The organism is Pseudoalteromonas sp. RW-H-Ap-1 (assembly GCF_048318575.1).
Taxonomy (GTDB): domain Bacteria; phylum Pseudomonadota; class Gammaproteobacteria; order Enterobacterales; family Alteromonadaceae; genus Pseudoalteromonas.
The window spans coordinates 647,386-662,808 of the sequence record NZ_CP166997.1; the positions used below are offsets into that span (position 1 = coordinate 647,386).

Sequence of the window (15,423 nt, forward strand, 5' to 3'; positions counted from 1 at the left end):
GCCTTGAGTTATTTGATGTTAAAGCGTATATAACTCAAGGGGTAAACCATCTGGATCGGCAAAAAAGGTGAATTTTTTGCCGGTTATTTCATCTTCTCTAATATCTTCGACACACACATTGTGTGACTCTAAATAATGTTTAGCAGTATTAATACACTCAACTTTAAATGCTAAATGTCTAAGTCCTTGTGCTTCGGGGTAGCTAGGTCTACTTGGCGCATCATTAAACGAAAATAATTCGAGCTGACTGCCATCTGGTAAAGCTAAATCGAGCTTAAAAGACTTTCGCTCTGCTCGATAGTGCTCATTGATAATTGAGAGCTTTAATATTTCACTATAGAAATGTTTAGAGCGAGGGTAGTTACTGCAAATGATGGCTACATGATGAATGCCTAGTAGTTGCATATATTTTCCTTAAAAAACAAAAAAGCGCACTGAAAGCAGTGCGCTGTTTATCAATACATATTTGCTTGGTGTAATATTAGCTTTTAGGTAGGCTCTGCGTCTTTACACGCTTTTACAGCCGGTGCAACAAGCTCTAAACCTGTTTTATCACACGGTGGAAGCATAGCATCGCTAACAGCAATAGGTGTTACTCGCTCGCCCCATTTGATATAGCTTGCCGCCCACGTTAGGCCTGCTCCAAATGCAGCCGACATAATATTGGCATGCGGCTTAATTAAACCTTGCTCAACGGCTTCGCACAGCGCAATGGCAATCGTCGCAGCAGAGGTATTACCGTATTCGCCAATGTTAACCATTACTTTGCTGTCTTCAACCTTTAAACGATTTTGAATTGCTTGAATAATGCGCAAATTAGCTTGATGTGGCACAAGTACGTCTATATCGTCTAACTTAAGGTTTGCCTGTTCAAGCACGTCGTCACAGGCTTCACTCATGCCTTTAACCGCACGTTTAAATATTTCACGACCTTCAAATAAAAGATCTGATGGGCCAATTGGCTCATATTTATTTAAATCACTGCCGAAATTAGTAATGTGTAAAATATCACGATCTTCGCTGTCACAGCCGGTTTTAGTTCCTAATAAGCCTGCAGGTGTTTCTGCTGCTTCAAGCACAACGGCACCGGCACCATCACCAAATAATACTGCGCTATCGCGTCGTGCCCAGTTTACATACCACGTCATGCGTTCAGCGGCAATAACTACGGCTTTTTTGATCATACCGGCCTGAATTTGCGCAGTCGCAGCTTGTAAAGCATATAAAAAACCAGAACATGCTGCGTTGGTGTCCATGGCTGCAGCGCCTGTGGCACCGATATTTTTTTGTACCAATGAAGCGGTGTTTGCCACTACAGTTGACGGCGTGCACGTTGCTAAAATAACTAAATCGATGTCTTTTGCATCTATACCTGCACAAGCAATGGCATGTTTTGCAGCTACACTAGCAAGCTCGGCGGTAGTTACATGGCTTACTCTACGTGCTTTGATACCGGTACGCGTGGTGATCCACTCATCGGTGGTATCTACAATTTCACTTATTTCGTCGTTGCTGATGCTAGCTGGTGGAATGCATTTCCCCCAACCAGTGATATGTGCGTAAGGCATAGTGTGTTCTCTTAAAAGTGGTATGACGTGTTCGTCTAATGAGTACGTTATAACAAAAATTAGCTATTAACACTAGTTTATAGCAGCTATAGGGCTGTAATCACTGCTTTTTTACCAATTGTTTGTTGCATTATTAGTGAAAGGTTAATTATTGGTTTTTACTTTGTAAACCAAAAAGCATGTAGCTTAGGCGCTTTTTTCCAAGTTAGTCCATCGCGCTTTAGTGCTTACAAAAAACAACAGCCTTATCCGCGATGTATGCTTGAGTGTAGCTAAGTCAGAGTCTAATATGAGATGGTTTAGTGTATAATAAATGCAATAAAAAAAGCATGTTAATCATAAATAATAAAACCCAGTGTATTCAGGAACTCTATCGTGTTAATTAAAACCGACCCAGCTATTAGCCGATTATTAATGCTGCGCAGTGGTGCCATTGTTGTCCAGCTTATTACGGTACTCAGTGTATATTTTTTATTGGAACATCAAATTGCACTTATGCCGTTGTTAGGGGTTATTGCTGTTGAGGCGGTTTTTCAGTTAGCCAGTGTATTTGCCTACCGGCATGTAAGCCAAGCAAAGCCAATTGGCATGCTAATGCAATTGACCGCCGATGTGCTTTTTTTAACCATTTTGTTGTCTTTAAGCGGGGGTGCCACTAACGCATTTGTGTCGTTACTATTGTTGCCTATTATGATAGCTGCCATTACATTAAGCGCTCGAGGGCTTGCCTATATCGCTATATTGGCGATTGCCGCTTATAGCTTATTATTAATTAGAATGCCCGAACACAGTATGCACCAAATGAACATGAATGGTCATTTTATTGGTATGTGGGTTAACTTTGTTATAAGTGCTTGCGTAATAGCGCTAGTGATAGGGGCGATGAACCGCGCTTTGCAGCAGCGTGAGCGCACTATTGCCAAAGTTAGAGAAAAACAGTTGCGCAATGAACAACTGGTTACACTTGATGGCGCTGCGGCGCAAATTACTCATCAATTAGCAACACCGATTGCTAATTTACAATTATTGTTTGAAGAGCTTTTAGAAGAGCATCCCGACAATGAAGTTATTCAGCAAATGCAAACGCCGCTATTGCAATGCCGCACTCAGCTTAACGACTTTAGAAATCTCTCAATGCAGTTACGGGATCAAAACACTCAAGCACCCATTAAAGCAGAGCAATTGCAAAATCAAATTCATGATACGTTACTATTACAATATCCTAATCAACAAATAAACTGGCTTAACGGGGCACCTGAAGCCACATTACAAAGTGACGCTATGCTGCTACCTGCAATTTTAAATTTATTACAAAATGCAGTACTTGCTAATCAAAAGCACGGCCAAGTGCAACTTGAACTAAGTTGGCAGCAACCTGATGCGCAAAACATTGCGTTAATTATTCGTGATTTTGGTGCTGGCTTTTCATCCTCAGAGTTAGCGGAGTTAGGTGGGCATTTGATGCCTAGTGAGCAAGGCATGGGGATCGCAGTTATGTTATCAAATGTGACGTTTGAGAGGTTAAATGGCTCGCTAACGGTATATAATCATCCCGAAGGCGGAGCGGTTGCAAAGATAACAATGCCACTATTAACAGCAGAGACAAAAGCATGAAGCTACTTATTGTTGAGGATGATATTAATTTAGCGACGACGTTAGCACGTCGGCTAACTAAGCACGGGTTTAATTGCGAGATCGCACATAATCACACTGATGCACTTCTAAGGGCTCGTCAGCAACAGCCTAACTGTATTTTATTAGATATGAAGCTGGCCGATGAGAATGGACTGTCGCTGATTGCACCGCTGCGCCATTTACTCACACATGCTCATATTGTATTGCTCACTGGCTTTGCAAGTATAGCAACGGCGGTAGAGGCGATGCGCTTAGGGGCTAATGACTATTTAACTAAGCCTGTTGATATGGCAAGTTTATTAAAAGCACTCAAAGTTGAGGTGGCAAGTACGGCAGCAACTGAAATTTCAGAGGGGGTTATGTCGCCCGAACGTTTAGAGTGGGAGCATATTCAACATGTTTTACAAAGTAATAACGGTAATGTATCAATGACCGCTAGGCAGTTAAATATGCATAGGCGCACCTTGCAGCGTAAGCTACAAAAAAAGCCAGTGCGGCAGTAGTTTAGTACTTAATTTGTGAAAAGTTTTATGAGCGATGATTCCGCGGAATTAATGTTAAATCAAAAAATTATATTATTTGATGCGCAATGTAAGCTTTGTAGTGTGTGGTCTAATTTTATTATAGCTCACGATCCGACCATAAAATTTAAATTGTGCAGCGTGCAATCGTCGGCAGGGCAAACGCTACTTGCTCAATTTGGTTTTTCCACTACCAATTTTACTTCGATGATTTATATAGAAGCACAAAAGCCATTTACCCGTAGCCAAGCCGTTTTTCGGGTGTTAAGCCAGTTAAGTTATCCGTGGAAGTTGCTTAGCGTATTTAAGTTATTACCACGAAGGCTGACTGATTGGCTTTATAACAAAGTGGCTAAAAACCGTTATACATTATTTGGTAAATACCAACACTGTCGAATTCCTCTGCAAAAAGATGAAGAACACTACTTATAGCCACATTTTTAGCAAGTGCTGTATCACTTAGGCTGTGCTAAAATCGCGGCGTTTGATTACTAGTAAATAGGTTTTAAGGGCTTTCTCATGGCAAATACAGCACACGCACTTCACATTTTGGTTAAGCACAAAGAGATTGCAGAAGACATCATTAAGCAATTAGGTAAAGGCGCAAAGTTTCAAACCTTAGCTAAAAAATACTCGTCTTGTCCGTCGGGCAAAAAGGGCGGAGATTTAGGCGAATTTAGACGCGGTCAAATGGTTCCACAGTTTGATAAAATTGCGTTTAAAGGCGAGATTTTAGAGCCACATTTGGTAAAAACAAAATTTGGTTGGCATGTGATTAAAGTACTTTATCGCACCTAAAAGCGTAATTTTAAGTTCCCGCTATACTTACTATTCCCCATTTTATAAATGCAAAGTAACTTGGAATGACCATGAAGTTATTTAATTTATGCTGCAGTGTTATCCTTATTACCCTGTCATCTTTTGCTTGGGGAAGCGAGCAAATAGTGACGCTCAAATTAGGGAAACCGAGCACACCTAATATGCCTAAAAATCATTATGTTTTGAGCTTATTAGAAAAAAGCTTTGCGCAGATGAATGTTAAACTCAATATTAGTTATAGTGTTGAGCCGATGAATACTAAACGAGTACTTGAAGAGCTAAAGCGCGATGGAATAATTAATTTTGCCTGGTTAAGTATGTCAAAAGAGCAAGCAAGCAGCCTTGTACACACAACCTTTCCAATATACTACGGCTTGCACTCAAAACGTTTACTGATGATAAAACAAAGCCGGCTGGGCGAATTTTCAGATATAAAAACCCTTGAACAACTAAAGCCATATATAGCTTTACAAAAGCAAAGTTGGTCTGATTATTATGTATTAAAGAGCAATGGTTTAACAGTTAATGGTGATTTGAGTTATGAAAGCATGTTAAAGGCGTTAGATGAAGGGCTTGGCGATTACTTTCCTCGCTCAGTAACTGCGATTAGAACTGAAATACAAAAAAGCCCACAGTATAACTTTGTCGTTGAGCCGCATATTATGCTGCAGTATGATAATTTTTATTACTTTTATGCAAATGAAAAAAATAAAGCAATTATCGACTTATTACAGCAGGGCTTAACAAAGCTAGCACAAAAAGGCGAGCTTGATGCACTCTATACGCAATTTTACCATGATGTTGAGGATGGGCTTGGTTTAAGTCAGCGAACAGTGTTTAAACTGAAACAGCGATAAGGTTATTATCGCTGTAAAACTGTTTGCTAATCTTGCTTGGCTTCTTCTTCGCTTATTTGCTTAAGTGCTTGAATAAATGACTCACTCGGCTGCCCACCGGTAAGCGCATACTTATCATTTATAATGAAAGTAGGCACTGAAGTAATACCCATTTGCTTAAAGTTATTTTGCTCTTCGCGAACCGCTTGTACGTATTTATCTGAGTGTAAAATATCACGAGCTGTGTCTTTGTTAAGACCCACTTTTTCTACCACATCCAGTAATGCATCTTCTTGATTTAAATATTTTAAATCGGTGAAGTGTGCTTCAAAAAACGCCAATTTCAGCTCAGTTTGCTTACCCTCTTCACGCGCCCACATTAGCAAGCGGTGTAGATCAAAGCTGTTGATCATGATGCGTTTACCGTCAAAATTAAAGGTAAACCCAGCTCGTTCACCCGCATCCGCCATGTTTTGACGATTTCGCGCGCTTTCTTCTTTGGTTAAACTGTATTTTTGCTGCAAGTGCTCGTTTAAGTCTTGCCCTTCAAGTAGCATATCTGGATTAAGCTCAAAAGGGTGCCATGTAATATCCGCACTCATTTCTTCTTTTAATTCTGCCAATGCGGTCTCTAAGTTCTTGTAACCGATAATACACCACGGGCACATTACATCTGAGACGATATCAATTTTAAAGTTTTTCATAGGGATCCTTGAAGGATTGCTTAGTAATAACAATGGATATTGGGATGAAGTCTACTTTATCAATCATTGGACATAAAAAGAGCAGCTAAGGTGCTGCTCTTTTTATTAAATGATTCATATATTAGCTGTTTAAGCCAAACGGGTCATCAATGCTATGACTCGGTTGAGTAAACCAGCGCGGACCATCATCTGTCATGTAAAAGTGATCTTCTAATCTCACCCCAAACTCATCTGGAATAACTAGCATGGGTTCGTTACTAAAACACATGCCAGTGGCAAGCGGGGTTTTATCACCGCCAACTAAATATGGCCATTCGTGAATGTCTAAACCAATACCATGGCCTGTACGATGTGGGCAACCTGGTGTTTGATACTCAGGTCCTAAATTTTGTGCTGCTAAGTAGCTGCGAGCTGCTTGATCAACCGATTCACAGGTTTCGCCAAGGGCTGCTTGATTGAAAGCTGCTAACTGTGCCGCTTTTTCAAAATCCCAAAACAGGCGTTGTCGGCTGGTTGCTTCACCAAATACATAAGTACGCGTAATATCAGAAAGGTAATCGTGCACTTTACATCCAGTATCGATGAGCACCATGTCGCCTTTTTTCAAAATTTGTGGGTCTTTTACGCCATGTGGGAATGAGGTAGCAAGGCCAAACAATACAATACAGAAGTAATTACCTGGGGCACCTACTTTTTGATGGGCTTTTTTTATAAATTCTTCGACTTCTACGGTGCTAATTCCTTCATAAAGCATGCTCGCTGTAGCCTGATGAACCGCCAAAGTCATATCCATGGCACATTGCATTAATGCTAATTCATTGGCTGATTTATGCATTCGACAATGCGCAGTGACTGGTTGAGCGTTCACCAGTTTTAACCCTGAACTGGCTTTATTGATACCATCAAAAATAAAAAACTGTGCGCTTTCATCAATACCAACGGTAGCAGTGTCGCTAATATTGAGCTGCTTAAGCACTTTAACGAATAGCTCAAACGGGCTTTCATGCTCTTGCCAGCCGTGTATTGGGCCATCAATAACCTTAAAGCCATTTAAAGAACCAATTTCAAAATGTGGAGCAATGTATTGCACATCACCTACGGCAGGTAAAATAGCGCCAACAAGTCGTTCACTGGCATACCATTTCATTCCGGTGAAATAAGTTAAGTTGGTACCTGCGTTTAAATAAATGGCATCAATGTTGTGCGCTTGCATATAGGCTTGTGCTTTGGCCATACGCGCTAAATACTCATCGGCCTGAATCGGCGTTACTGAGTGAGTCATATTACTTAAACTAGCAAGTGCTTGCTCGGGTGTGTGAGTACCAATACCAACTGTGGTCATATATTTCTCCTACAAAATTTTGCATAGTGTGTAGGTTTAACAGTTTAAATTCAAACTAATTGCGATTAGTGAACAAGGGGTTCAAAAAATGGGGGGAGTTATCAAGTCGCTTATTTGAAGGGCTTGATAACATCGGGCTATTTTTTTGCATAGGGTAGGCGAGTGAGCTTATTTGCCGTGTGGTAGCTATCTAATCCGGTTACAGCAACCGTATCAATGGCTTGTAAATCTAAAAAACCATCACTTTGGAGTGCTGATTCATCCACATATACATCCATTATTTCACCAATAACCAATTCGGTACCATTGACCGCTAAATGTTGGTTCTCAACAAATTTTACCGCGTATTTGAGTCGACTTTGCGCAACAAAGGGGGCGTTAAACTCGTTTAAATATTCTTTAGTCAAGTTGGTTGCATCAAACTCGCACTCGTCTTTGCTATAGCGGGCAGAGGTTTGGTGTGCCTGCTGGTAAATATCACTATTTACTTGGTTTATAGTATAAACGCCCGTTTCTATAATATTTTCAAATGTATGCCTTGGCACACTGTGTGGGCGCATTATCATGCCTACTAGCGGCGGGTGTGCGCCCAAATGAATAACCGAACTAACGATGGCTAAATTGGTATTACCTTGCTCATCTTGCGTGCCAATTAGGTTGGCACTTTTAAATCCTGACAGCGAATTTATAAAGTGTGTGCGTGTGTGTTTTTCAAGTGCGGCTATGCGATCTTTGGAAAAATGTATGTGTTGATTCCTTACCATTTTATAGTGTTTCCTTGCCAATCTAGGTAGGCAGGTTCGCCGTTAAGTTCTAATTGGGGATTATCGTAAGTAAATTTAAATAATTGCTGGGCAACAAACTCAGGGGTAAATAGTTTATCGGCAGGTACATTTTTTTGAAATGGCTTAGATAGCTCAGTATCTGTGGTACCTGGGTGAAATAAGACTAGTTTAGTGTTTTTAGCACGACGAGCAAGCTCAATAGCGGCTGTTTTAAATAGCATATTAAGTGCTGATTTTGATGCGCGATAGGTGTACCAGCCACCCAATTTATTGTCGTTAATACTACCTACACGAGCACTTAAAGCGGTAATTGTGCAATGAACTTTGTGGTTAAGTAATGGCATTATGCTTTGCATGCATAGCAGGGGGACAAGCGTATTAGAGTGCATAAGCTGCATAAAATAATCACTATTGATGTCCTCGAGTTTTTTTTCAGGCATGTGCTGGTTGTTGTGCAATTGACCATTAAATATAATCACCTGAGCAAGCTCAATCTGCTGAGACTTTAGCGATTCAGTAAGCTCGCTCAAGCTTTGCGCTGAATAGTCGCTATGAAAATAGGTTACACTTTTATCACTGTGATTAATATTCGATGAGCTAACACAAATGATATTAAATTGTGTTGCTTGTTGGCTTAAGTGATTAACGTAAGATTGAGCAATGGCGCTACTGGCGCCAAATAAAATCACTGTTTTCATTTTCCACCTTTGGTTTTGATATTGCATTGACCTGAATTGCACTGTGCATTAGGCATTAAAAAACGGCTAATGTGATGACGGTACTTAGCAAAGAAAGTATAAGCATGATCGGCAAAAAAACGAATGACTGGCAAACGAATAATCTTAAGCCAACGGTATTTGCCAACAGTCCGCCAAGCTTGATAAGTCACGTCTAAGCCGTAAATCATCTGTCCATTATCAGTTTGGGCATGCAATATATTCATGGCGTGTTGCTTATCGATTGCAGGAAAACGCGTACTAAAGTCTTCAGCATTTAAATCTTCGAGTGTAATTTTATGATCAACATCGGCACGTTTTAAATGCTGCATCTCTGCATTGCAAAGGGGGCAATTACCATCGTAAAAAATGATCATGTCATCGCTTTGTGTTTATTTTACATATGCTTTTTTACGACATGCTGTTGCAAATGGATCTATTAAATAAGTAAACATAATGATATTAATAGGTCTCAAAGAAACAAAGGAGAGCTAAAAATGAGTGAACAATATGCCGCCTTGCGAGGTAATGTAAATTTACTTGGGCAATTATTAGGACAAACTATTAAAGATGCTCAAGGACAAGATATTTTAGATAAAGTAGAAGAAATTCGGGCTTTATCAAAATCATCTCGCAGTGGCAATGAAGCCGATCGTAAAGCGCTTATAGATGTACTGCATGCGCTTAGTGATGAAGAGCTTTTACCGGTTGCCCGTTCATTTAATCATTTTTTAAACTTAGCGAATGTTGCAGAGCAGTTTCATACCGTATCACGTTTTAATGATGTTGGTTTTTGCCAACTAAATCCTCTCACTCAAACATTAAAAATGTTAGCAGCAAAAGCCGAACAAGGTCAGCTTAATCATAACCATTTAGCCGATACCCTCTCAAAACTCCACATAAACTTAGTACTAACAGCACACCCAACCGAGGTGACTCGTCGTACTATTATTAATAAACATGTTGAACTTAGCGATTGTTTAGCATCGCTTGAGCGTACCGACAATCTTGCGCAAGAACGCGAAGCAATCTTAAACCGTATTGCGCAGTTAATTAGCCAAGCATGGCATACTGACGATATTCGTCGTTCACGCCCAAGCCCTGTAGATGAGGCTAAATGGGGCTACGCAGTCATTGAAAACAGTTTGTGGGAAGCGGTGCCCCGTTTTTTACGTGAGTTTAGCCAGCATGTAAAACAGCATTTAAGCTTGGAGTTGCCAGCAGATTACAGCCCGATAGAATTTACTTCTTGGATGGGGGAGACCGTGATGGTAACCCGTTTGTAACCGCCGAAGTAACCAAGCAAGTGCTCGACCATGGCCGTTGGATGGCACTGGATTTATACCAGCGTGATTTAGAAACGCTCTGTGCTGAACTTTCTATGTCGGATGCCAGCGATGAGCTCATTAAATTGGCTGGGCAAGAGTTTGAACCGTACCGTGCTGTTTTGAAAGATGTTAAAAACCAAGTTGCAGAAACGGTGATGCATTTAAGCGCTAAAATTAAAAATAAGCGCACTGAATCTCAAGATTTAATCACCGATATTAATCAAATTAAGCACCCTATTGAGGCATGTTATCGCTCTTTATTAAAGTGCAACATGCAAGTAGTGGCCAATGGCTTACTACTGGATATGATCCACCGAGTAAATAGCTTTGGACTGCGTTTGGCAAAACTAGACGTGCGCCAAGATTCGTCGAGACACAGTGATGTATTTTCTGAGCTAACTCGTTACTTAGGTATTGGCGACTACAACCAATGGCAAGAGCAAGATAAGCAGGCTTTTTTACTTGCTGAGCTTAATTCTCGTCGTCCGCTTATTCCTAAGCATTGGCAACCTAGCCCTGAAGTGCAAGAGGTGCTCGACACCTTTGATGTTATTGCGCAGCAAGATGCAAAAACCTTTGGTTTATATATTATTTCTATGGCCCGAACAGCTTCTGATATTTTAGCGGTGCAGTTATTACTTAAAGAGTCAGGCTGCGGTTTTGAACTACCCGTGGCGCCATTATTCGAGACCTTGGATGATTTAAACGATGGTCATAATGTTATTACTACATTGCTTAATAATGAGTGGTACCGAGGTCATATTAAAAATACTCAAAATGTGATGATTGGTTATTCAGACTCAGCCAAAGATGCGGGTATGATGGCTGCTGGCTGGGCACAATATGAGGCAATGGACAAGTTAGTGCAACTGGCGGATGAACGCGGTATTGAGCTGGTTTTATTTCATGGTCGTGGAGGCACGGTTGGTCGAGGCGGTGCACCTGCTGCACAAGCCTTGCATTCGCAGCCACCGGGTTCACTCAAAGGGGGCCTTAGGGTGACAGAGCAAGGCGAAATGATCCGCTTTAAATTTGGCTTACCCAATGTGGCATTGCAAAGCTTAAATATATACGCGGGTGCGGTGCTGCAAAGTAACTTATTACCACCGCCAGAGCCCAAAGATGAATGGCGCGAAGTTATGGCATTAATTAGTGATGTATCGTGTGAGCACTACCGCAATGTTGTACGCCACGATGAAAACTTTGTACCTTATTTCAGAATGGCAACACCAGAATTGGAGCTATCTAAATTGCCATTAGGTTCAAGGCCAGCTAAACGTAATCCTAATGGTGGGGTAGAGAGCTTACGCGCAATTCCGTGGATATTTGCGTGGAGTCAAAATCGTTTAATGTTACCTGCATGGTTAGGCGCATTAAGCGGACTTAAAGCAGCGCTTGAAAAATATGGGATTGAAACCCTAAGCGAAATGAGTTTGCAATGGCCTTTCTTTCGAGCTCGTTTAGAAATGCTAGAAATGGTATTTAGTAAAGCGGATAGCTGGTTAAGTGAGCACTACGATAATGCGCTGGTGGAAGACATGTATAAACCTTTAGGTGTTGCCTTACGTGAGGAACTTGGCGAGGCGATAACCTTAGTGCAATCATTGAGCCCGCAAAAAAGTCTATTAGCCGATCAACCTTGGATCAAAGAGTCTATTGGGCTTAGAAATCCGTACACCGACCCACTGAACGTGTTACAGGTTGAGTTATTACGTCGCTCTCGTGGCGATGATAAAGGTAATGAAAGCGATATAGATAATGCCTTAATGATCACCATGACGGGGATTGCAGCGGGTATGCGAAATACAGGTTAATTTTTATTTTAGTAAAACAAAAAAAGGGAACACGCGACGTGTTCCCTTTTTTTACGTTGAATAGGCTGGTATTTAGTTTGCCAACCTTTTACACTACTTAGCCATTGAACAAATAAAAACTATTATGGCTTCAGCAACTTTTAAAGTGCAACATAATACAGCACTTAGCAATTCACACATCTCATTAAACGTAGCGCAAACGCAAGCACTACGTAGTCAATTAAAAACTCAACGCGGTATTTTACATTCAAGCGATATTAAAGCGCTTTGCACCGAACTTAATGTCAGCGAAGATACATTATTGCAAGGTCTAGTGCCGTTGGCTTCTGAGTTTTCGGTTGCACCTATTTCCAAGTTTCATGTCGGCGCAATTGTAAAAGGGCTCGACTCACAAGGACATACTACTTTTTACTTTGGTGCCAATGCTGAGTTTGATCATCAAGCACTTAGTTTAGTGGTGCATGGTGAGCAATCAGCAATTAATAATGCGTGGTTAAATGGCGCTAAGAAAGTGCTAAAAATAGCCATTAGTGATGCACCATGTGGGTATTGCCGTCAGTTTATGAATGAACTGGCGGATGCCAGAGAGCTTGATATTTTACTGCCAGCACAAAATTTTAAATTAGCAGAGCTGTTACCGCATTCATTTGGGCCAACAGATTTAGGCAATGAGCACAGCTTATTTAACCCAGTAGAGCAAACTAAGCGCTTTGAAGAGACAAAGCTTGATGACAAGCTGCTGAGTTTTGCTTTGGCGGCTTATGTTCCATACAGTCAAAATTATAGTGCGGTAAAAATAAGCACCTTTGAAAATGGTGACTTTTATGGCAGTTATGCTGAAAATGCAGCGTATAGCCCAAGTTTATCGCCACTGCAAAGCGCAGTGAGTCAGCTATTTTTAGCAGGATTAAGCTTTGATGAGCAAATAGTAAAATCAATTACTTTGTTAGAAACTACGGGTCACGAAAACCAATCAGGGGTAGCAAAAGCCGTGTTAGCAAGCTTTACTGGCTTGCCAACACTTGAGGTTATTAGCGCAACATTAACCAAGTAACACTTTAGCGGCTTCAAGTACCACGGCAACAGATTTTTTCTCAATCTCGCCGTGGTCCACGTTAGGTATTTCTTGACGTGTTCTATTTACTAATACACCAGCAACACAAGCAGCTTGTAAACCAAGCGCGGCACACATGGTAAATAAAGTGGCCGATTCCATTTCGTAGTTCATTACGCCCAATTTTTGCCATTCTTCACAGCTACCTTGTAGTGACTTAGGTACGTAGCCAGAGTGTGTATCGTAGCGCTCTTGACCTGGGTAGAAGGTGTCGCTCGAAGCGGTTATACCAATATGGAAATCGATATTAAGGTTTTCACAGGCTTTTACCATGGCTTGAGTGGCAAAAAAATCAGATACGGCAGGGTAGCATAGCGGGGCAAAATGTTGACTCGCACCATCTAAGCGAACCGAAGCTTGGCTAATTAGAATATCGCCTTCATTAATGTGCGGTTGAATAGCCCCTGTTGTGCCAATGCGAAGAAAGCTTCGTACGCCAAGTTGTGCTAGTTCTTCAACGGCAATTGACGTTGAAGGGCCGCCGATACCAGTCGAACATATTACTACAGAGTGACCGTTTAATTGGCCTAAATAAATGTGAAACTCACGTGTTTGAGCAAGGCAGGTAGGATTATCTAAGAACTGTGAAATACGTGCTGCACGATCTGGATCGCCTGGAACTATAGCCAGTTTTGCACCTTTTAAGTCATCAATACACAGTCCTAAGTGAAATATCTTTTCCATAACTAAGCCTTTTTAATAAAAATTGTTGTCAATTTACCATGATTACGAGAAATGAAAATTAAGTACAGGACGGATGTCCGTATTGACTTAATTTGATTTATTCACCAACTCTGAATATTCAATCAATGACTAAAATTACGAACAAAATGAGCCAGTTGACTTGTTTGCTCAGACACTATATTCATACCTCATAGCAAACCAATAGCTAGGCTAAAGAGCCGATAGCTGTATTTTAAATTGTTTATATTCATTGGGTTAGTAAGAAAGCTTAGTTTTTATTTACCACTAACCTAAGCGAGCAAAATAAAGTTCACTGTAATTTTTAGCACACTATGCTAATAATCTGGAATTAATTCAGCGTGTGATGTTTTGCATAACTACTCAATAATAGACAAGATATTCAGATTGAAAAAGGGTTTACAATGAGCACACAATTTCAAACATTTAAAAATAAAGTTGAGCACTGTTTATGTGCGCCCGGCGACGGTGTTTTTACAGTCAATACGGCTAAAGAACGCAAAGCAGCGCTAAGAAATAAATTATATGGGCAAACTGAAAATGTCGATGTTTTATGGCGTGACTCACTTAACGAGCTGCCTAATTCACCACACAAAGCAGTAATGTTAGGCATTAGCTCTGATTGCGGTGGTGGAATTTTACGTGGCGCTAATTGGGGGCCTTTATTTTTACGCTCAGCACTGATAGATCAACAAACACAATGTCGTTCGTTTGATTTAGGTGATGTACGCGTAATACCGCATTTATTACATGATAAGTACTTAAATGAGGCCACTATTACCAACTGCCAAAAAGCGCTGTACGGTAATGACAATAATGATCATTATGTGAGCCCATTGTCAATTACTGAAGATGTGTGTGACAGCTTTTATGCGACATTCCAAGACAAAGGTATTTTTGGTATTGGTGGCGACCACTCAATTAGCTACCCGTTAACAAAAGCGTACTTAAAAGCCAAACGTGAGCAAGGTAAACGCACGGCAATTATTCATTTCGATGCTCACACCGACTTACTCGTAGAGCGTTTAGGCATCGACTTATGTTTTGGCTCTTGGTGTACACATATTTTGGAATTCTTACCAGCGCCGCATCATTTAATCCAATTTGGTATTCGCTCAAGTGGCAAACCTAAATCACATTGGGAAAGTACTTTTGGCGTTAAACAACACTGGGCTGCTGAAATTATAGAGCGTGGTGCAGCTGCGGTTGCTGCAGATGCGATTGCGCAATTAAAAGCAGACAAGGTTGATGAAGTGTATGTGAGCTTTGATATTGATGCCCTCGATGCAGAATTTGCATCAGCAACAGGCACGCCTGAAGAAAATGGGTTAACGCCACAGCACGCGCTTGATATTTTGTCAGCGATTGCAGATGAGTTCCCTATAACGGGGGCTGATATGATGGAAATAGCTCCGTTTACTGACAGCTCTTTAGTGGGCCAATCAAGCTCTGAGACAACTCTGAGAGAAGGCGCTAAAATTTCGGCGTTTTTAATTAATGCAATGAATCGCTAATTTCAAAAGCTAAAAATTGGCTATT

General features: G+C 40.8%; 15 protein-coding genes and 1 pseudogene. 8 read left to right on the forward strand and 8 right to left on the reverse strand.

All coding sequences use genetic code 11. The annotated features are described in order from the left end of the window. Positions 1-18 precede the first annotated feature (18 nt). Both AB8618_RS19245 and AB8618_RS19250 read right to left on the reverse strand, forming a co-directional pair. On the reverse strand, positions 19-405 hold the full coding sequence (locus AB8618_RS19245; RefSeq protein ID WP_409425789.1) for a VOC family protein: 387 nt from the start codon (positions 403-405) through the stop codon (positions 19-21). An 83-nt stretch (positions 406-488) separates the two neighbouring features. After that, positions 489-1,568: a ketoacyl-ACP synthase III gene (locus AB8618_RS19250; RefSeq protein WP_413403072.1), complete on the reverse strand. Its 1,080-nt coding sequence runs from the start codon at positions 1,566-1,568 to the stop codon at positions 489-491. Positions 1,569-1,943: 375 nt separating this feature from the next. Here AB8618_RS19250 and AB8618_RS19255 point away from each other — a divergent pair, with 375 nt between their 5' ends. From AB8618_RS19255 to AB8618_RS19275, 5 genes are all read left to right on the forward strand, one after another. Continuing rightward, positions 1,944-3,182, forward strand: coding sequence for a sensor histidine kinase (locus AB8618_RS19255; protein ID WP_413403074.1), 1,239 nt, complete (start codon positions 1,944-1,946; stop codon positions 3,180-3,182). Further along, on the forward strand, positions 3,179-3,706 hold the full coding sequence (locus AB8618_RS19260; protein WP_409425792.1) for a response regulator transcription factor: 528 nt from the start codon (positions 3,179-3,181) through the stop codon (positions 3,704-3,706). Before AB8618_RS19255 ends, AB8618_RS19260 begins: the two co-directional genes overlap by 4 nt. Positions 3,707-3,733: 27 nt before the next feature. Continuing rightward, the gene (locus AB8618_RS19265) at positions 3,734-4,156 is read left to right on the forward strand and encodes a thiol-disulfide oxidoreductase DCC family protein (protein WP_409425793.1); all 423 of its coding nucleotides are present in this window, start codon (positions 3,734-3,736) and stop codon (positions 4,154-4,156) included. Positions 4,157-4,243: 87 nt separating this feature from the next. Continuing rightward, positions 4,244-4,522 carry a peptidylprolyl isomerase gene (locus tag AB8618_RS19270; protein WP_138606824.1) on the forward strand — a complete coding sequence of 93 codons (279 nt, stop codon included), beginning with the start codon at positions 4,244-4,246 and terminating at the stop codon, positions 4,520-4,522. Between the two features lie 71 nt (positions 4,523-4,593). Beyond that, positions 4,594-5,400 carry a hypothetical protein gene (locus AB8618_RS19275; RefSeq protein ID WP_409425795.1) on the forward strand — a complete coding sequence of 269 codons (807 nt, stop codon included), beginning with the start codon at positions 4,594-4,596 and terminating at the stop codon, positions 5,398-5,400. Positions 5,401-5,426: 26 nt separating this feature from the next. Here AB8618_RS19275 and AB8618_RS19280 read toward each other — a convergent pair whose 3' ends face one another. From AB8618_RS19280 to AB8618_RS19300, 5 genes are all read right to left on the reverse strand, one after another. Further along, positions 5,427-6,083 carry a DsbA family oxidoreductase gene (locus AB8618_RS19280; protein WP_413403077.1) on the reverse strand — a complete coding sequence of 219 codons (657 nt, stop codon included), beginning with the start codon at positions 6,081-6,083 and terminating at the stop codon, positions 5,427-5,429. A gap of 121 nt (positions 6,084-6,204) precedes the next feature. After that, on the reverse strand, positions 6,205-7,425 hold the full coding sequence (locus AB8618_RS19285; protein ID WP_413403079.1) for a M24 family metallopeptidase: 1,221 nt from the start codon (positions 7,423-7,425) through the stop codon (positions 6,205-6,207). A 137-nt stretch (positions 7,426-7,562) separates the two neighbouring features. Continuing rightward, a complete protein-coding gene (locus AB8618_RS19290; RefSeq protein WP_131692138.1) occupies positions 7,563-8,171 on the reverse strand; it encodes a flavin reductase family protein in 609 nt (202 codons plus the stop codon). 11 nt (positions 8,172-8,182) lie between these two features. Next, positions 8,183-8,908, reverse strand: coding sequence for an SDR family oxidoreductase (locus AB8618_RS19295; protein ID WP_409425798.1), 726 nt, complete (start codon positions 8,906-8,908; stop codon positions 8,183-8,185). Beyond that, entirely contained in the window at positions 8,905-9,303 is a 399-nt protein-coding gene (locus AB8618_RS19300; RefSeq protein ID WP_409425799.1) for a thiol-disulfide oxidoreductase DCC family protein, read from the reverse strand. Before AB8618_RS19300 ends, AB8618_RS19295 begins: the two co-directional genes overlap by 4 nt. A 120-nt stretch (positions 9,304-9,423) precedes the next feature. Here AB8618_RS19300 and ppc point away from each other — a divergent pair. Further along, a pseudogene (gene ppc, locus AB8618_RS19305) lies at positions 9,424-12,068 on the forward strand (phosphoenolpyruvate carboxylase). A 124-nt stretch (positions 12,069-12,192) separates the two neighbouring features. Beyond that, positions 12,193-13,122 (forward strand): cytidine deaminase, encoded by a 930-nt coding sequence (gene cdd, locus AB8618_RS19310; RefSeq protein ID WP_178957308.1) that lies wholly within the window; start codon positions 12,193-12,195, stop codon positions 13,120-13,122. Here cdd and udp read toward each other — a convergent pair. Further along, positions 13,111-13,866 (reverse strand): uridine phosphorylase, encoded by a 756-nt coding sequence (udp, locus tag AB8618_RS19315; RefSeq protein ID WP_413403084.1) that lies wholly within the window; start codon positions 13,864-13,866, stop codon positions 13,111-13,113. The genes cdd and udp overlap by 12 nt on opposite strands. Before the next feature lie 422 nt (positions 13,867-14,288). Here udp and AB8618_RS19320 point away from each other — a divergent pair, with 422 nt between their 5' ends. After that, on the forward strand, positions 14,289-15,398 hold the full coding sequence (locus AB8618_RS19320; RefSeq protein WP_178957306.1) for an arginase family protein: 1,110 nt from the start codon (positions 14,289-14,291) through the stop codon (positions 15,396-15,398). Positions 15,399-15,423 lie beyond the last annotated feature (25 nt).